The 17593-nt window shown below is 62.9% G+C and carries 15 protein-coding genes; 3 read left to right on the plus strand and 12 right to left on the minus strand.

The genetic code is table 11. The features are described from left to right. Positions 1 to 25: 25 nt before the first annotated feature. From B7Y49_RS00600 to B7Y49_RS00610, 3 genes are read right to left on the minus strand one after another with little or no spacing between them, the layout of a single operon-like run. The gene (locus B7Y49_RS00600; protein WP_374125612.1) at positions 26 to 565 is read right to left on the minus strand and encodes a GNAT family N-acetyltransferase; all 540 of its coding nucleotides are present in this window, start codon (positions 563 to 565) and stop codon (positions 26 to 28) included. Next, positions 565 to 1506 carry a hypothetical protein gene (locus B7Y49_RS00605; protein WP_374125613.1) on the minus strand — a complete coding sequence of 314 codons (942 nt, stop codon included), beginning with the start codon at positions 1504 to 1506 and terminating at the stop codon, positions 565 to 567. Before B7Y49_RS00605 ends, B7Y49_RS00600 begins: the two co-directional genes overlap by 1 nt. 52 nt (positions 1507 to 1558) lie before the next feature. Further along, a complete protein-coding gene (locus B7Y49_RS00610) occupies positions 1559 to 2050 on the minus strand; it encodes an SH3 domain-containing protein (RefSeq protein WP_374125614.1) in 492 nt (163 codons plus the stop codon). 96 nt (positions 2051 to 2146) lie between these two features. Here B7Y49_RS00610 and B7Y49_RS00615 point away from each other — a divergent pair, with 96 nt between their 5' ends. After that, a complete protein-coding gene (locus tag B7Y49_RS00615) occupies positions 2147 to 3157 on the plus strand; it encodes a D-glycerate dehydrogenase (RefSeq protein WP_374125615.1) in 1011 nt (336 codons plus the stop codon). 20 nt (positions 3158 to 3177) lie between these two features. Next, positions 3178 to 3618 (plus strand): phosphate-starvation-inducible protein PsiE, encoded by a 441-nt coding sequence (locus B7Y49_RS00620; protein ID WP_374125616.1) that lies wholly within the window; start codon positions 3178 to 3180, stop codon positions 3616 to 3618. A 140-nt stretch (positions 3619 to 3758) separates the two neighbouring features. Here the strand turns inward: B7Y49_RS00620 and B7Y49_RS00625 are convergent, their stop codons facing one another. From B7Y49_RS00625 to aspS, 5 genes are all read right to left on the minus strand, one after another. Then, entirely contained in the window at positions 3759 to 5162 is a 1404-nt protein-coding gene (locus B7Y49_RS00625; protein WP_374125617.1) for a nitronate monooxygenase family protein, read from the minus strand. Between the two features lie 81 nt (positions 5163 to 5243). Next, positions 5244 to 6380, minus strand: coding sequence for a glycosyltransferase (locus B7Y49_RS00630; RefSeq protein ID WP_374125618.1), 1137 nt, complete (start codon positions 6378 to 6380; stop codon positions 5244 to 5246). A 10-nt stretch (positions 6381 to 6390) separates the two neighbouring features. After that, the gene (locus B7Y49_RS00635) at positions 6391 to 7167 is read right to left on the minus strand and encodes a polyphosphate kinase 2 family protein (RefSeq protein WP_374125619.1); all 777 of its coding nucleotides are present in this window, start codon (positions 7165 to 7167) and stop codon (positions 6391 to 6393) included. Further along, positions 7164 to 8588, minus strand: coding sequence for an APC family permease (locus B7Y49_RS00640; protein ID WP_374125620.1), 1425 nt, complete (start codon positions 8586 to 8588; stop codon positions 7164 to 7166). Before B7Y49_RS00640 ends, B7Y49_RS00635 begins: the two co-directional genes overlap by 4 nt. Before the next feature lie 39 nt (positions 8589 to 8627). Next, complete coding sequence (aspS, locus tag B7Y49_RS00645; protein ID WP_374125621.1) at positions 8628 to 10430, minus strand: aspartate--tRNA ligase; 1803 nt, start codon at positions 10428 to 10430, stop codon at positions 8628 to 8630. Positions 10431 to 10606: 176 nt separating this feature from the next. On the opposite strand from aspS, the gene rnd reads away from it, so the two are divergent. Continuing rightward, entirely contained in the window at positions 10607 to 11782 is a 1176-nt protein-coding gene (rnd, locus tag B7Y49_RS00650; protein WP_374125622.1) for a ribonuclease D, read from the plus strand. A 170-nt stretch (positions 11783 to 11952) separates the two neighbouring features. On the opposite strand, the gene B7Y49_RS00655 is transcribed toward rnd, so the two are convergent. From B7Y49_RS00655 to B7Y49_RS00670, 4 genes are read right to left on the minus strand one after another with little or no spacing between them, the layout of a single operon-like run. Continuing rightward, positions 11953 to 13449 (minus strand): Ppx/GppA family phosphatase, encoded by a 1497-nt coding sequence (locus tag B7Y49_RS00655; RefSeq protein WP_374125623.1) that lies wholly within the window; start codon positions 13447 to 13449, stop codon positions 11953 to 11955. 24 nt (positions 13450 to 13473) lie between these two features. Further along, a complete protein-coding gene (locus tag B7Y49_RS00660; protein ID WP_374125624.1) occupies positions 13474 to 15648 on the minus strand; it encodes a polyphosphate kinase in 2175 nt (724 codons plus the stop codon). After that, a complete protein-coding gene (locus tag B7Y49_RS00665) occupies positions 15645 to 16280 on the minus strand; it encodes a chromosomal replication initiator DnaA (protein WP_374125625.1) in 636 nt (211 codons plus the stop codon). Before B7Y49_RS00665 ends, B7Y49_RS00660 begins: the two co-directional genes overlap by 4 nt. After that, complete coding sequence (locus tag B7Y49_RS00670) at positions 16277 to 17536, minus strand: heavy-metal-associated domain-containing protein (RefSeq protein WP_374125626.1); 1260 nt, start codon at positions 17534 to 17536, stop codon at positions 16277 to 16279. The genes B7Y49_RS00665 and B7Y49_RS00670 overlap by 4 nt, the downstream gene beginning before the upstream one ends. Positions 17537 to 17593 lie beyond the last annotated feature (57 nt).

The raw sequence follows: 17593 nt of genomic DNA on the forward strand, positions 1-17593 counted from the left end.
GGGGGAGCAAGGGCGGCGGGTATCATTATCCCGCCTGACCCGTGTCCGATCCGTTTTGGGCCCCCAACGCCAGCGTCATGAACCGGTTATGCGGGCTTTCGACATAGTCCGCATAGGGGCCACAATCGGTGAAACCGAAGCGACGATACAGCGCATAGGCCGGATCAAAGGACGGCACCGTGCCGGTTTCGAGATTGAGGCGGTGCCATCCCCTTCCCCGCGCTTGATCAATCAGATGCCCCAGCAAGCGGGCAGCGACGCCGCGGCGCAGATGTGCGGGGTCGGTGCGCATCGATTTCACTTCGCCCTCGCCGCCCCCGAGATCTTTCAGCGCCGCACAGCCGAGCAGCGCCTGCCCCTCCCACAGCGTGAAAATCGTGATGTCCGGCGCACGCAGCGCCTCGATCCCCAGCGCATAGGCATATTGCGACGGCGTCCCTGCATGCGCGGCAGTCACGTGAAGCGCGATCAGGGCGGTGATTTCAGGGCCGGTTGCGTCGTCGCGGACGATGGTGAAATCGCGCGCCTCGGCCTCAACGCGATCGGCACTTTCCCTTCCCGCCATCATTTCGGGATCGGCACAGATAGAATGCGGGTGACGTGCTGCGCCGGGCGACCATCGGGCTTAGCGGCATCATAGGCAGCCCATTGGGCATCGGCGACGATCAATAGGCGGTCGCCCGACACGGCAAGCTGGGTTGGATCGGGATAATCCGCGCCGCCCGCCAGCACCTGCAGCGCCGCCAAGTGCTGCCCATCCGCCGCCAGCTTGAACACCAGCACAACGCCCGGCGACTGGCTGTTCTGAATGCCGATCATCCAGTCGCCCGCGCCCACCAAGCCATCGACCCCGCGTAACGGGCGGCCATCCTCCCGGACGATCGGCGTTCGGACGCCGGTCGCGTCGACACTGGCGATGCCGGCGCTGTAATCGGCGACCAACAGCCTGCGTCCGTCATCATAGCGCACCGTGGATTGGGCGCTGCGTCCGACGCCGACAGGCACCACCACATCGAGCGCACGGCAATCGCTGCGACAGGCATAGACGGCGCCGTTCATCGAATCGCTGACATTCACGGTGCTCTTATGGACCGAGACATCTCCGAAATGCGGATCAGCACCTGCAGGACGCAGATTGGCCTTCAGCCTGCCCCGCCGATCGATCGCAATCAGGGCGCCACCACTGCAGGGATCGCTGGCGACGATCCGGGGGCAATCCGTGGCGATCCAGATCCAGTCGCGGCTGGCATCGAACGCCATTCCGAGCGGGCGTGCGGTTCCGCGCGGCATCTTCAGCACGCGCACCAATTTCGTACCGCGCCAGACGAGAATTCGGCGATCGACGACGCTGCTCAGCCAGATTGTTTCGCCATCGGTGGTGATTCCTTCGATCAACCGGTGCGTCGCAGGGACTTCAAGCACGATTGACGATTTGGGTAGCGTATCAACTGCATGGGGTGCGCTGATCGCCACCGCTACCGCCAGTCCGGTTATAACACCGATCACGCGGCCTTAGCCGACGGGGTATGCCGCGTTGGCACCATGCCAACCGTCGCGATCATGGCAGCTGTTCGCCGCTGTCCACGCCCCAAAGCCGGTTCGCCTCGACATAACCGGCACGGCCACGCACATCGAACCAGCACCAGCCGCGCGAACATTTGCTGATCCGGCCGACCACACCGGGGGCCGCCCGCCAGAGCAAGGGCGCATTGAAACGAGGCGCTTCCACCATATCGGCGGTGCTACCCATGATGATGCCGGTCCGTGTATCGCTCAACAGATTGCCCTGCATCCAGCCTTGCGTCCCATCGGGATCCTCGATCTTGCGCCATTCCTTGTAGCTGTCGACGATCTTGATCGGCAGGTCGGCGCGCAGATACAACCAGCTGGCGGGGAAATTACGTCCCGGCCCGGTGCGCATACGGGCCTTTGACGCCGCGATTGAGGCATAATAGGGTGCCTTGCGCGTTTGGGATTGGGCTGAATCGGGGGCGATGCCAGCCAGTATCAGCACCGCTGTGATCAGTTTCACCCCAGCCAAGAATCGCATGCAGCCCCCCGTTTTTGGTTAATCGGCGTTTACCTTGAATCAGCCTGTTCCTTCAACACCGTTGACGGCGCTATCGTGAGCCGCCAATCGATACAAATGCCCGAAATGAGACGCCCCATGCCAAAGGTGCCCCATCCCAAGGTGATCGTGACGCGCGAGCTTTCCGATCAGGTGATGGACCGGATGGAGCAGTTGTTCGACACAACGAACAACCGCCAGGACATCCCGATGACGCGCGATCAGCTTGCTGCGGCCATGGCCGATTGCGACGTGCTCGTTCCCACCGTGACCGATGATATCGATGCGGGCCTGATCGAGGGGGCGGGTGAACGGCTTCGCCTGATTGCCAATTTCGGTGCAGGCGTGAACCATATCGCATTGAAAGCCGCCCGCGCGCGGGGGATTATCGTCACCAATACGCCCGGCGTGCTGACGGAAGATACCGCCGACATGACGATGGCGCTGATCGTTTCCGTCCCCCGTCGGCTGGCGGAGGGCGAAAAGCTCGTCCGTTCGGGCCAGTGGAAGGGGTGGAGCCCGGGCGGGATGCTTGGCCACCGGATTGGCGGCAAAGCGCTGGGGATCATTGGCATGGGCCGCATCGGCCAGGCGGTCGCCTTGCGCGCGCGCGCCTTCGGCCTGTCGATCCATTACCATAACCGCCACCGCCTGCCCGCTGTGCTGGAAGCGCAACTGGCCGCAACCTGGCACGAATCGCTCGATGCGATGCTAGCAGCGGTCGACATTCTGACCATCCACACCCCGCGCAACGCCGATAGCGAGAGCTTGCTCGACGCGCGCCGGATCGCGCTGTTGCGCCCGCATGTGTTCCTGATCAACGCTGCGCGCGGCGGCATTGTCGATGAAGACGCGCTGGTCGACGCGCTCGAAGCGGGCAGGCTCGCCGGGGCCGGGCTCGACGTTTGGAAGCACGAACCGCAGATCGATCCGCGCCTGTTGGCTCTCCCCAATGTCGTCATGCTGCCGCACATGGGCTCCGCGACGTATGAGGGGCGGCTGGCGACGGGCGACAAGGTCATCACCAATATCCGCGTCTGGGCAGATGGCCACCGCCCGCCCGATCAGGTGCTCGAAGGCTGGATCTAACTGCGCCTCTGATTGGCGCCATGGCGAGGGAACGTGATCAGATGCCATTGGAAGGCCCCAGCATCGACCCGACCGAGGCGCGGATAAAGAGCCTTACCCTTGCCGGATTCACGCTGATCGAGCACGGACTGCTCATCATCATCGCGCTGCTGACGCTCGGTGCGGTGGCGCGGGAGGTGAACTCCGTCATTCTCGCGCAGACGATCACGCTTGCCGATATCCTGCTGATGTTCCTCTACACCGAAGTGATCAGCATGATCGCGGTCTTCTACAACGGCCGCGGCTCCGTCGCGCCTTTTGTGTACCCGATCTTCATCGCCATCACCGCGCTGGCCCGGCTGATCGTGCTGCAGGGCAAGAACATGAAGCCCGAAAATATCGTGTTCGAGGCAAGCGCGATCCTGCTGCTGTCGCTCGCAGTGGTGATCATCCTGCGATCGCACAAGCATTTCGGGAACTGAGCTTCACATCAAACGGTACGTTCTCCCGCGAACGCGGGGGTCCAGAGCCTGATGCGTTGCGGTTGGCGTCCCGGACCCGTTCCTTCGCAGGGGCACATCGGCGGATCATTTCATCAGAACACGGTCTAAGAAGAACCGCCTCAATCCCCGGTCAGGATCCGGTCGACCAGCTGCTTCACCGTCGGCACGAAGCCGTTCGAATAAAAGGGATCGCGCTTGAAGTTATACGCGCCGTGGCCTGCGAACATAAGATTCTGATCGGTATCGCCGCCATGCGCGATGTCCTGCAGTGTCTTCTGGATACAGAAACTGCGCGGATCAGCGAGGCGACCGGTGGAATTGGTGTCGCTGTCCATCCATGACGAGAAGGCACAGTGGCTTAAGCAGCCCATGCAATCCGACTGGTCCTGACGGATCACTGCCTTTTCGGCGGGCGTGACGAACACCAGCGTATTGTCCGGCGTCTTGAGCGCATCGGTGAACCCGGCACCGTACCAAGCGCGCGCGCGCAGCAAATCGCCTTTGGTGACCCAGAAATTCTTGCCGCGCACACCGACGTCGAGCTGGAATTGATGATCCCCCGCCACTTCGGTCGAATAGGGAATTTGCCGCTCGGAACGTGCTTCGAGCATGCGCAGGAACGGATTGCGAACCGCGCTCGAATAGAAACCCGTCGGCGAAAAACGGTGAAGCAGGACCTCCCCCTCTTCGATCTGGGTCAGCTTGTCCTTCCACCCCTGGGGGATCGGGCTTTCCTGGGTCAGCAACGGGCGCGTGCCAAACTGAAAGGCGATCGAGCCCAGTTCGGGGTTATCGATCCAGCTGCTCCAGTCGCGCAGATACCAGACGCCGCCGGCCATCACGATCGGCACATCGTCCGAAATACCACCTTCGCGCATCGTTTCACGCAGCGCTTTCACGCGCGGATAGGGGTCCTCGGGCTTGCGCGGGTCTTCGGCGTTCGACAGGCCGTTGTGCCCACCTGCCAGCCAGGGATCTTCATACACAACCGCAGACAACCAGTCTGAAGCCTTTGAATAAGCACGCTTCCAAAGCGCCCGAAAGGCACGTGCCGAGCTGATGATCGGCAGGTAGCTGACCTCGTATGACGCGGCGATCTCCGAAAGCTTGTACGGCATTCCTGCGCCACAGGTGACGCCCGAAACCATGCCCCGCGTCCGTTCCAGCACACCGTGCAAAATACGCTGCGCGCCGCCCATTTCCCACAATACGTTGATGTTGATCGCGCCCTTGCCGCCTGCGATTTCGGCCGCGCGGCGCACCTGTTCGACGGCACCGTCGATCGCGTATTGGATCAGTTCTTCGTGGCGCTCCCGACGCGTCGATGCGCGATAGATTTGCGGAATGATCTTGCCTTCGGGATCATAGCTATCGGCATTGACGGCCGATACCGTTCCAATCCCGCCCGCAGCGGCCCACGCACCCGCGCTCGCATGGTTGGTCGCAGCAACGCCCTTGCCGCCTTCCACGAGCGGCCACACTTCGTGCCCGCCATAGATGATCGGCTTTACGCCCTTGAACACGCCACTCTCTCCATCCCGCCATCTCGTCGTAAGAACATACCAGTATAGCGAAAGCTCCGTCCGGTGCGAGCAAATTGCGACTCAGCCACCCATTCCGGGTTTGCCCATTGCGGCAGCATAGAGGCCAGCATAGGCCGAAATCATCTTTTCTTCGCCATATTCCGCCTGCGCCTTGGCCTGGTTGGCCGCGCCGATCGTGCGCCGAAGATCGGCATCATTGACCAGTTTTTGCAGCGCATCGCGCAGGTAAACCTCTCCATAATGCGAACAAATCACCGGCTGGTTCGCGTCGGACACCATCGTCGGCACATCGCCGACCGGCGGTGCGGCGATTGGCAAGCCCGATGCCATCGCTTCAACGACCGAGATTGGAAATTGTTCGCTACGCGATGACAAAACGAAGATATCGAACAGGCCGATGTACCGGCTCGGCTCAGCCAGAAACCCAGGCAAGTGCAGCCGATCGGCGATTCCCATCGCGCGCGCTGCCTGCTCGATGTTGGCGCGCTCGGGGCCCTCACCCACGATCACCAGCCGAAACTTGCCCGAAAGCCCACCCGCCGCGCGCATCAACATAGGAAAATCCTTTACCGCGCGCAGACCAGCCAGACTGCCGATCACCACTTCACCCGGCTTCCGGCGAAAGCCGGGGATAGCGCGAGGCTCGGACTTGGCTGCGTACCGATCGACCGCGATGCCGTTAACGATGCGGTGAACGCGCGCGGGCGGTTGCTTCCAGACGCCCAGCGCGATGCCTTCCAACGTGCGCGAGGGTACCACCAGCGCGTGCGCCGCCCCCAGCGCAAGGCGTCGATAGGCGTTGCGTTCGGCCTTTAGCCCGCCCGCCTCATCTTCGTTGAACCCATCCTCATGGTGCACCAGCGGCGGCACGCCCTTGCCGAACACGCGCCGCGCCATCACACCGTCGATCGCGCCCCAGTTATAGGTCAGCACCAGATCGAAGCGGCGCATATAGCGCGCAATCGCTTCATAGCGCGCCACCGATGGCCGCCCGGTGAGCGGTGGCGGATCTTGCGCGATTTCATAAGGAACGCCCGCCGCAATCGCATCCCGCGCCCCAAGCGCATTCGGCACCCCAGACACGATCGTATGGCGCACCGGGTCTCCCCAGGCGTTCATCAGCCGGATGGCGCGCGCTTCCTTGCCCCCCAGATCGAAGCTGGAATGTAGATGCAGGATATGCGGCCGCTGCGACATCAGCGCCGCCCTAGCCGATTCCGAGCGCTTTGCGGGCGACTTTCTCGAGTTCGGGGTCGAGCTTTGGCGGGTCCATCGGCACGGTCGCTTCCAGCCGATCGGCGATATAGGTCAGCGCAGCAATGCGGCCGGCTTTCTTGTTGTTGCCGTCGATCACCTGCCAAGGCCCCCAGCGCGTATCGGTCCGGCGAAACATTTCGGCCATCGCATCCAGATACTCGTTGCGGCGCGCGCGGTTACGATAATCGTCCAGCCCGGTCTTCCAGCGCTTCCAGGGGTGATCGAGCCTTTCCTTCAGCCGCTCGTCCTGCGCCTCCTGTGTCACATGGATGAATAGCTTGACGATCGTCGTCCCCGAATCGGCCTGCTGCGCTTCGAATTCGTTGATCTCATCATAGCCACGCCGCCAATCGGCCTCGCTGGCATAGCCTTCGATCCGTTCGACGAGCACGCGCCCGTACCAGCTGCGATCGAATACCGCGATGTCGCCATCACGCGGCAACCGCTGCCAGAACCGCCAGAGGAAATGCCGCGCTTTCTCATCGGGGCTCGGTGCTGCGATCGGCCAGACCTGAAAATAACGCGGGTCCCATTCCGCGGTCAGCCGCTGGATGATGCCGCCCTTTCCCGCTGCATCCCAACCCTCAAATACAATTGCCGCGCGTTTTTGGTGGCAGATATGCGCCGCCTGGATATGCGCGAGCCGCTCTTGAACCTTGGCGAGATCGACGTCGTAATCACCGTCATATTTTGCGCCAATTTCATAATCGGCGAGGTTGATTGTCATACCGGTTTCACCTCTCCCAGGTCTGGGCCCAGATCAGGGACATGAACGTCCCAAGCCCCCCGGCGACGCAACACCAGCAAATAATAGATCACTGACAAGCCAATTTGCGCGCCCGTCATCAGCAGGCCGGGGCGCCCCTCCTCAACATCAAGCCAGTTGAGCCAGATGATATAGCCCAGCGCCATGAGGGTAACGACGGGCATCAGCGGATAAAGCGGGCTCTTGAACGGCGCATCGGCAAGCATGCCCTTGCGCCGTCCCTCAATCATCGCCAGCGCGATTCCGGCATAGATCACCACCAGTCCCGTACCGCTCAGCACCAGCAGCAGCTCAAGCGACAGGAAGCAGCAGGCGATCCCTGCCCCACCCGCGATCAGTGTGCTGATCCAGGGCGAGGCGAAACGCGGGTGGATTGCCGTAAGCCAGATGTCCATTGGCCGGCCCCAGCAACGATCACGCGCCGTGCCGTAAAAGAAGCGCGCACAGGCGAGGATACAGGCGATGATCGCATTGACGACGGCCGTCGCGACGCCGATCGATACCCAGGCAGCGGTGGTGTCACCCGCGCGCATCTTCACCAAAAGCCCGAACGGATCGTCGCTGGCAAAGGCCGCTTTCAAATCCGGCGTACCCGCCAGCAGCGCGAGCATCGGCAGAATTTCGAGCAGCAAGGTGAGCGCGACAGCCCAGAAAATCGCATGCGCAATCTTGCGCGGCGCTTCGTGCATTTCCTCGCCGAAATAGACCGCCGCGCCGTAGCCGTTCAGCGCAAAGATGCCGATCGATGCCGCCAGCCCCATTGAAGCGGCGGAGGCGGGCTCCAGCGTGGCACCATTTGCGGCGAGCATCACCGGGTTGGCGAGCATGTCCGCCAGCGGACGCACGGCGTTGCCGAACCCCAGCCAGACGACTGCGACGACCGCCAACACCTCGACCAGCAGGAAAACCCCCGTCACCCAGGCGTTCACCCGGATCTGCAGCACGGCGACCAGCATCGCGCCTGCAATCACCGCGACCGCGAGCGGCACGGCGGGAATGCCGGGCAACACCATCCCCAATATCGCCGCCAGCCCCAGCGCGAGCGCGGGCGGAAACAGGATGTTGTTGAAGACGTTGACGCCCAGCATCACGAAACCGGGCAACGGCCCCAGCGTGTGCGCCACCATCACATATTCACCGCCCGCAACCGGCCATTTCGACGATAATTCGGCATAGATATAGGCGGTTGCGACGCAGACCATCCCGGCGAGCAGCATCGCCCAGATCGCGCCCGTACCCGCCGCGCGGAGCATACCCGGCACGATCACGAACAACGACGATACCGGGCTCGTCAGCGACAGTGTCAGAAACAACACCCCAACCACCCCCAGGCTGCGCACGAGCGCCGTTGGTTCGGGTGGTTGCAACTGGTGGTCGAGCATCGTTCCCCTTACCCTAAACGTCGCCCCGAGCCCGTTGGGCTATGCGGATGGCTTTGGCGCTGCAACCTCTACGGTACGGATATTAAGTTCTCGCAACTGCTTTGGCGTCGCAAAATTCGGGGCACCCATCATCAGGTCCTCCGCCTTCTGGTTCATCGGGAAGGTGATGACCTCGCGGATGTTGGGCTCGTCGGCGAGCAGCATGACGATGCGGTCAACCCCAGGAGCCGAGCCCCCGTGCGGCGGCGCACCGAATTTGAAGGCGTTGATCATGCCGGCAAAATCACGGTCGACATCGGCCTGGCTGTACCCGGCGATTTCAAACGCCTTGTACATGATTTCCGGGCGGTGGTTCCGGATCGCGCCCGATGACAGCTCAACGCCGTTGCAGACAATGTCATACTGATAGGCCAGAATATCGAGCGGATCCTTGGTTTCCAGCGCCTCCAGTTCGCCCTGCGGCATGCTGAACGGGTTATGGCTGAAATCGATCTTCTTGGCGTCCTCGTCATATTCGAACATCGGGAAATCGACGATCCAGCAGAATTCGAAGCGGCTCTGGTCGATCAGCTCGAGCTGTTCAGCAACGCGGGTGCGCGCCAATCCAGCCAGCTTCGCTGCCTGTGCTTCCTTGCCGGCGGCGAAGAAGATGCCGTCATCCGGGCCAAGGCCGAGCGCATCGGCGATCGCCTTCATCCCTTCCTGCCCGTGATTGTTGGCGATCGGCCCGCCGAACACGCCCTGCTTCTGCGTGGCATAGCCAAGGCCCGGAAAGCCCTCGCTCTGCGCCCAGGCGTTCATGTCGTCGAAGAATTTGCGGCTCTTTTCGGCGGTCGCTGGCGCGGGGACGGCGCGGACGACATCACCACCCTCGACCATCGACGCGAACCGACCGAACCCTGATCCCTTGAAATGATCGGACACATCCGTGATCAGCAACGGGTTACGCAGATCGGGCTTGTCATTGCCATATTTCAGCATCGATTCCCGGTAAGGAATCCGCCGGAACGGCAGCGCGCTCACGGACCGACCCTTGCCCTGCCAGTCAGCGAATTCTTCAAACACGCCGTGCAGCACGGGTTCGATCGCCGCGAACACATCGTCCTGCGTGACGAAACTCATCTCGAAATCGAGCTGGTAGAATTCGCCCGGCGAACGATCAGCGCGCGCGTCCTCATCGCGGAAGCAGGGCGCGATCTGGAAATAGCGGTCGAAGCCTGCGACCATGAGCAGCTGCTTGAACATCTGCGGTGCCTGCGGCAGCGCGTAGAATTTGCCCGGATGCACGCGGCTGGGCACCAGATAATCGCGCGCGCCTTCGGGCGACGACGCGGTCAGGATCGGCGTTTGAAACTCGGTAAAGCCCTGCCCGATCATCCGCTGGCGCAGTGATGAGATGACGTGCGAGCGCAACAGGATATTGGCGTGCAGCCGCTCGCGCCGCAGATCGAGGAAGCGGTAGCGCAAGCGGATATCCTCGGGATATTCCGCATCACCCGCGACCGGCATTGGCAGTTCCTGCGCATGGCTCTGGATCACCGCCTCCGTCGCGCGGATTTCGATCGCGCCGGTCGGCAAATTGGGGTTCACCACATCAGCCGCGCGCGCAATGACGGTGCCGGTGATGGTCACAACGCTCTCGTTCTTCAGCCGCTCGATCACGGCAAAGGCGGGGCCGCTCACATCGGTGACGATCTGGGTAATGCCATAATGATCGCGCAGATCGATGAACACCAGATCGCCATGATCGCGTTTCTTGTGCACCCAGCCCGACACGCGGACCTGCTGGCCGACATGATCGGGACGGAGTTCAGCGCAAGTGTGGGTGCGATAGGCGTGCATGGTGGGCAACTTCTCAATTGGCGTCGCCCCAGCGCAAGCTGGGGCCTTGTGGGATAGGGCGCGCCGGTTGCCGCAACACGCCGACTTTCGTCGGCATGACGGCTTTGGCAGTTGCCCGCGCTTCCCCGCCAACCCCGGCTTTGTCAAGACGAACGACTCTCGTTATGGCGTCATGAATGCACATTCACGACCTGATCGACGATTCCGCCGCGCTCGCCAATCTTTGCCACCGCCTTTCGCAATCGCCGTTCGTCGCGGTCGATACCGAGTTCATGCGTGAGAACAGCTATTGGCCCGAGCTGTGCCTGATCCAGATCGCCGATGCGAACGAAGCCGCGGCAATCGACCCGATGGCCCCGGGCATCGATCTGAAGCCGCTTCTCGATCTGCTGACCGAGAATGACGAGGTGCTGAAGGTATTCCATGCCGGCGGGCAGGATATCGAAATCGTCTATAATCTGACCGGCAAGACGCCGTTTCCGATGTTTGACAGCCAGGTTGCGGCGATGGCGCTGGGGCAAGGCGAGCAGATCGGCTATTCGAACCTCGTCGAGAGCTATCTCGGGATCAGCGTCGACAAGGGCGCGCGCTTCACCGATTGGAGCCGCCGTCCGCTCGACAAGCGCCAGATCGAATATGCGATCGGTGACGTCACCCATTTGTCGACGATCTTCCCCAAGATGCTCGAACGCCTGCGCAAAACCGGTCGCGGCGCGTGGCTCGATCAGGAAATGGAGCGGATCGCCAATCCCGCCAACTACGCGAACGATCCCGAGGAAGCCTGGAAGCGCGTGCGCATCGCCGGGCGCAAGCCAGAGGTGCTTGGTCGGCTGAAGGCACTGTCGAAATGGCGCGAGCTTGAGGCGCAGGCGAAGGATTTGCCGCGCGGGCGCATCATCAAGGACGAAACATTGGCCGATCTGGCTGGCACGCCGCCCAAGAAACAGGCTGATCTGGCGCGCGTTCGCGGCCTGTCGCCAGCCTGGGCAAACAACGATATCGGCGCACGGCTGATGGCGGCGCTGGAAGCAGCCAAACCGATGAGCGCGGCAGACATGCCCGCGCGCGAAGACCGCAAGCAAGGCAATGGTAAGGAAGGCGCGCTGGTCGCCGATCTGCTCAAGCTGCTGCTGAAAATCCGCGCGCGCGATATCGATGTCGCCGCCAAACTGCTCGCCCGAACCGAGGACCTCGAAGCACTGGCCGCCGGGCAACGCGAAGGGCTCGCCATCCTAGAAGGCTGGCGTTTCGAACAATTCGGCAAAGACGCGCTCGCGCTGGTCGAGGGGCGGCTGGCCTTTGCAGTCAAGAACGGCAAGCTGAAGATGACGCGGGCGGAGGACGAGGGTTGAGCTCGTTGGTGGGCATTGGCGTCTAGTGATTTTAAACTAACCGTTCGTGTCGAGCGAAGTCGAGACACGCTGCGCAGCGTTTTTGGCATGTTTCTCGACTTCGCTCGAAACATACGGGCATTAGGAGTCGACTACGGCTAACGTCCTCCAGGTCGGAACACGAACGCCCCCTACCCCCGCAACGCGACCTGACGCCCGAGCGCATTGGCGAGCGCCTTGTGCCGCCGCTCGACCGCTTCGCTGTAGAGCGCGCCATCGCCCGGCGCCAAGGTGAGCGCCACCGCCGCGCCGTCATCATCGATCCGCGATCGCTGCAGCGGCCCGGCCAGCCCGCCGCTCATCCGCTGCCCCAGCCGCATGGCAAGACCCCAGGCGGTCGCGCGTTTCAGTTCGGTGGGGGTCGCAAGCGCGGGAATCAGCGGCGACGCATCCGTACCGCCACCAAGGGACGTGAACAGCGCCTGCGCCAGCAAGGCGCGGCCATGCGCATCGATCGCCACCCAGTTGCCGTGCAGCGCGATTTCGACGCCGCGTTCGGCGCGAAATTCAGGGTTGGCGCGCCAGCCCACATCAGCGAGCAGACATGCGGCATGACGTAATCTCGCGATTTGTGGCGGCTCGCCCGCGAATAGCGGCGCGATCCAGCCGTCAAGCAGATCGCCATGTTCGGCAAAACGGCCAAGCCGCCGCCCTTCATCACGTGCGGCAACGATCAGCGGGTCCAGCGCCCGCTCCTCGGGCGACAATGCCCCGAACAACAGCCCCTCGCGCAGCCCAAATGCCGAAACGATCGTCGTACGCGCGCCGAGATGCCGCAACAGCACCCCAAGCAGCGCATTCGCATCGCCCAATGTCGGCACCCGCGCGGACGACAGCGTTGGGATCGCGCGCAGCTTGCCCTTGGCGATATGGCTGAGCGTGCGACCGTTCCGGATAATCGCGGCGGGCGCCATTTCATATTGGTGCAGCACCGGCAGCGGATAGCCGGTGACGTGCATGTCGAGCCGCGCCAGTGCGCGCCACGATCCGCCGACGAGATAAAGGGGGAGCCCGGTGCCCTTGCCTGTCCATCCCGACTGCTCGATCATCGATCCGACCCGACGATCGAATGACCGCAGCCCTTTTGATCTAAGCGCGCCAAGCCGCAATACGCCGAGCGGGAACGAGGCACGTTCATGCACTTCCCCGCCGCATACGCGCACCAGCTCAAGGCTGCCGCCACCCAGATCGCCGACAATGCCGTCGGCATGCGGAATGGCCGAAAGCACGCCGAGCCCCGCCCCCAGCGCCTCCTGCTCACCGCTCAGCAGCTCGACCTCAAGCCCCATGGCACGGGCATCCGCGAGCAGCACATCGCCATTGGTCGCATCGCGAACCGCTGCCGTCGCCACGGTGCGCAGCCGCGCCACCTCCATCTCGCGCGCCAGCGCCGCGAACCGGGCAAGCGCGATCCGCGCGACGCGCAGCGCTTCCGCATCGATCGCCCCGGTCTCGGCAAAGCCGCGCCCCAGCCCGGCCATCACCTTTTCGTTGAACAGGATCGCGGGCAATCGCGCCGGTCCCTGATAGACCACAAGGCGGATCGAATTGGAGCCGATATCGATAATCGCGGTGCGCGGCTCCGCGATCGGATCAACCTTCGGTTTACGGAAAAGCAATGTGGCCATCAGGTCAGAACGCGCGAGCTGGCATTAATGACGCCGCCGCAGCGACAATTTCGGCACCGAATCGCTGCCTTGCAGTGCCGCTCCACGCCCGGACAGCGACGGGTTGGTCATGAAATAGCGGTGCAGATTGAACGGGCGACTACCCGGCGCAACGCGCTCATAGTTACCATCGGGCAGCAGCACCCAGCTTTGTTCATTATCGATCAAGTTGGCGACCATCACCTGATCAAGCACCTGATCGTGCACGGTCTTGTTCTCGATCGGCAGCAGATACTCGACCCGGCGATCGAAATTGCGCGGCATCGCATCGGCGGACGAAATGAACAGCTTCGCCCCGTCATTCGGCAGTGCCTTGCCATTGCCGAATGCCCAGATGCGGCTGTGCTCCAGGAAACGCCCGATCACTGATTTGACGCGGATATGCTCCGACATATCCGGCACGCCGGGCTTCAGGCAGCAAATGCCGCGAATGACCAGGTCAATCTCAACCCCGGCATTGCTCGCCTCATAGAGTTTTTCGATCACTGCCGGATCGACCAGCGAGTTCATCTTCGCCCAGATGGAGCCCGGCTTGCCCGCACGCGCAAAGGCGATCTCGGCATCGACGCAATCCACCAGCCGCTTGCGCAGATCGCGCGGGGACAGGCTGACCAGCGCCATATTCTCGGGCTCGACATAGCCGGTCACGTAATTGAACATTTGCGCCGCATCGCGCCCGATCCGCGGATCCGCCGTGAAGAAGCTAAGATCGGTGTAAATTTTCGCGGTGATCGGGTGATAATTGCCCGTCCCGAAATGGCAGTAGGTACGATACTGCCCACCCTCGCGCCGGACGACCATCGATACCTTGGCGTGGGTTTTCCACTCCATGAAGCCGTAGACGACCTGCACCCCTGCCCGTTCAAGCGCCGACGCCCAGAGCAGGTTCTGCTCCTCGTCGAAACGCGCCTTCAGTTCGACCACGGCGGTCACCGATTTGCCCGCCTCGGCGGCAGCGATCAGCGCGTTGATGACGGCTGGCTGCTTGCCGGCGCGGTACAGCGTCTGCTTGATCGCGACGACATCGGGGTCGCTCGCTGCCTGGCGCAGAAAAGCGAGGACGACGTCGAAGCTTTCATACGGGTGGTGGACCACGATATCTTTGGCCCGGATCGCCGCGAAACAATCGCCGCTATACTCGCGGATTCGCTCCGGGAAACGGGGCGAATAGGGCGGGAATTTCAGGTCTGGGCGATCCTCATCGACGATGGCCTCAAGGTCACCGACACCCAGAAATGCCGCGCCATCGGTCACGAACGCATCGGAACCACCCAATTCGTCGCGCAGTGCCGCGCTTAACTGTTCGGGCATCCCCGATTCAAGTTCCAGCCGAATCACCCGCCCGCGCCTACGCCGCTTGATGGCATTGGCGAAGTAGCGGACCAGATCCTCGGCTTCTTCCTCGATCTCGATATCGCTGTCGCGCAGCACGCGGAATTCGGCGGCACCGATGACGCGGTAGCCAGGGAAAATCACCGACGAGAACCGCTTCACCAGCGATTCGACCGCGATGTAACGCGCCGATTCGCCCGGCAGGCGCACGAAGCGCGGCATCGGCGCGGGCAGCATCACCAGTTCCTGGATCGGTTGATCATCCGACAAGCGCACCAGATCGAACATCACCGCCAGCCCCTTGTTGGGCATGAACGGAAACGGATGCGCAGGATCGAGCGCCTGGGGCGTCAGAATCGGGAAAATCTGCTCGCGGAAATGGGTTTCGAGCCAGGCCAGATCGGCAGGCACCAATGCCTCGTCAATCATCTTCGATCCGAGCACGGCGATGCCGGTTTCCCCGAGCAACCGGCGCAAATCGCGCCACACATTGCGCTGGCTTTCGACCAAAGCATCGGCCCCCGCCACGATCGCGGTCAATTGCTGGCTGGAATTCAGGCCATCGGCGGACAGCCGGTCGACATCCTGCAGCTGTTGCCCCTTCAGCCCGGCAACGCGGACCATAAAGAACTCATCGAGGTTCGACCCAGAAATCGAGAGGAACCGCAACCGCTCCAGCAGGGGATGCGCAGGGTTACATGCCTCCTCCAGCACGCGGCGGTTGAAGGCAAGCCACGACAGCTCACGGTTGAAATACCGGTCGCCGGCGCTGGTGCCGACGAACAGGTCATCATCATCGACTTCCGCAATATGGGCGGGGCGGTTCATGCAGAATCATTCCCTGTAATCACGGCGCGATCGATGATCAGGCCCAGCGGCGCCAATGTGCCCCGCGCGAGCGGAATCGACAAGCGTTTGCGGCTCTGTCCGATCTCCTGATCGAGCGCATCGACCGCCCGCAACAGCGCGACATGGCTGCGTTCGACGCGGGCAACCAGCCATTGCAGCAATTCTGGCCGCGCATCGAGCCCGCGCCGCGCAAATTCGCGCGCGAACAGCGCCTCCATCAGCGAATCGTCGGGCGAATGGAGTGTCAGGATCGGCGTTGCCGCCAATCGCGACCGAAGATCGGGCAATGTCACGTCCCACGACGGCGGCGGTGCATCCGCGACGATCAACAGCGGGCGGCGACTCGCTTGCGCGGCGTTCCAGGCGTGAAAAATGGTCGTCTCACTCGCGCGCTCGGCATCGTCGATTGTAATACCGCCGCTCTGGACGGCAAAAATCCGCGCCAGCAGACTGCGACCTGATTTGCGCGGACCGACCAGCATCGCGGCCATCACCGGCCATGCGCCCCAGCGCTTCAGCGACTGGGCGGCGCGCTGGTTCGATTCGCTGATCAGAAACTCGTCCTCGCGGGCATCCGCCGGATAGGGTAGCGGCAGGGAAAGCTGCTTCATCCCGCCGTCGCGTTTTCGGCCTGCCCAACAGGTTGCGGCGATGGCGTGCGTGCCCGCTGAATGCGAATCGCGCCCGACCCCAGCGTCACTTGCCAGCCGCGCGCTTCCAGCGCTGCCTTCAGCGCCGCTACATCGCCGTCATAGCCGACGCGCATCACCGATATGCCGCCAAGCGCCAGGCTGGTCGTGATCGCCGATCGCACACCGGGAATGCCGCGCAGCGCACGTTCGGTCGCCTCGACCGCCGCCGATCCGGGCGTGTCGAATTGCACTGATATGGCGCCCGCCCCGCCATCGACTATCACAGCCTCGTCGCCCGCGACCGACTCATCGACGGTCGCTTCGTCTTCCTCGTCGAGACCCGGCGGGCGGAACCGCAGACCGGGATCAACGCGAAGAACGCCTGCGGACAGGGCATTTTGATAGGCCTGGTCAATCCGCTTGATGCCAGCGTCGAGCAACGCGGGCAGCGCATCACCGCTTCCCACCCGCAGCGAAAAACGCGTCAGCAACCGGTTGTCGGGCCCGAACCGCGCCTGAAACTGCCCGACGATCGGCCCGCCGGGATATTGCCGGAACAGGTGGACGATCGGGATCAGCACGTCGGATGCGCCGTATTGCTCAAGCACCATCCGCCACCAGCCACGACTCGGACGGTTGATCTGCCCGGCGTTCAGCAACAGCGAATCGGGGCCAGTGCCCGACGGGCGCACATAATCGATCGTGCTGTTGCCGGTGCGGAACCGTGCCCAGGCTTCGTGCCAATCCGTACGCTGTTCGAATACGCGCGCTGCGCCGCCTGACCATTCGACCGGCAGCACGAGCATCGGCGGCGACCGAGACAAGCTGCCCGCGACGCCCAAAATCGATGCGGCCCGATTGCGATCGAACATCACCCCCAGTCGCGCAACATAGCGATTCGGGCCGATCTGTTCATTTTCGACGACGATGCCCGAAACGATCGAATCGAGTGCCGAATCGGAGAGATTGCCGCCACCGCCGCCCATCCGCCGCGACAGCATCTGCCAGCCCTTGCGCTGCGCCAGGCGCCACCCTGCCAAGCGAGCGGCATTGGCGGTCTTGCCAGATGTATCGACCTCCACCCCGCCTACTTCAAAACTCCCCGAACCGCCCGGCGACGAACGGCGCTGGCCGGCATCGCCCTGCGCGACGCTACTGCCATTGATCAGCCCGGCCACCAGCAAGGCGGCGATGGCGAGCGTCGTCGGCACGAAACGGGGTCGGTTGATGGCCATGTCGGCGCCCTTTTGGCGAAGCAGACGTGGAAATCCAAGCGCGTTATGGCTAGGCCG

Origin of the sequence: Sphingomonas sp. 28-62-11 (assembly GCF_002278865.1) — a bacterium.
Classification (GTDB): Bacteria; Pseudomonadota; Alphaproteobacteria; order Sphingomonadales; family Sphingomonadaceae; genus Sphingomonas.

Excerpts from the sequence above, each read along its gene's own strand:
- B7Y49_RS00620 (WP_374125616.1), top strand. The coding sequence starts at position 3,178 with ATGGCGAGGGAACGTGATCAGATGCCATTGGAAGGCCCCAGCATCGAC.
- B7Y49_RS00670 (WP_374125626.1), bottom strand. The coding sequence starts at position 17,536 with ATGGCCATCAACCGACCCCGTTTCGTGCCGACGACGCTCGCCATCGCC.
- B7Y49_RS00615 (WP_374125615.1), top strand. The coding sequence starts at position 2,147 with ATGCCCGAAATGAGACGCCCCATGCCAAAGGTGCCCCATCCCAAGGTG.
- B7Y49_RS00660 (WP_374125624.1), bottom strand. The coding sequence starts at position 15,648 with ATGAACCGCCCCGCCCATATTGCGGAAGTCGATGATGATGACCTGTTC.
- B7Y49_RS00630 (WP_374125618.1), bottom strand. The coding sequence starts at position 6,380 with ATGTCGCAGCGGCCGCATATCCTGCATCTACATTCCAGCTTCGATCTG.
- aspS (WP_374125621.1), bottom strand. The coding sequence starts at position 10,430 with ATGCACGCCTATCGCACCCACACTTGCGCTGAACTCCGTCCCGATCAT.
- B7Y49_RS00655 (WP_374125623.1), bottom strand. The coding sequence starts at position 13,449 with ATGGCCACATTGCTTTTCCGTAAACCGAAGGTTGATCCGATCGCGGAG.
- rnd (WP_374125622.1), top strand. The coding sequence starts at position 10,607 with ATGCACATTCACGACCTGATCGACGATTCCGCCGCGCTCGCCAATCTT.
- B7Y49_RS00600 (WP_374125612.1), bottom strand. The coding sequence starts at position 565 with ATGGCGGGAAGGGAAAGTGCCGATCGCGTTGAGGCCGAGGCGCGCGAT.
- B7Y49_RS00640 (WP_374125620.1), bottom strand. The coding sequence starts at position 8,588 with ATGCTCGACCACCAGTTGCAACCACCCGAACCAACGGCGCTCGTGCGC.
- B7Y49_RS00610 (WP_374125614.1), bottom strand. The coding sequence starts at position 2,050 with ATGCGATTCTTGGCTGGGGTGAAACTGATCACAGCGGTGCTGATACTG.
- B7Y49_RS00665 (WP_374125625.1), bottom strand. The coding sequence starts at position 16,280 with ATGAAGCAGCTTTCCCTGCCGCTACCCTATCCGGCGGATGCCCGCGAG.
- B7Y49_RS00635 (WP_374125619.1), bottom strand. The coding sequence starts at position 7,167 with ATGACAATCAACCTCGCCGATTATGAAATTGGCGCAAAATATGACGGT.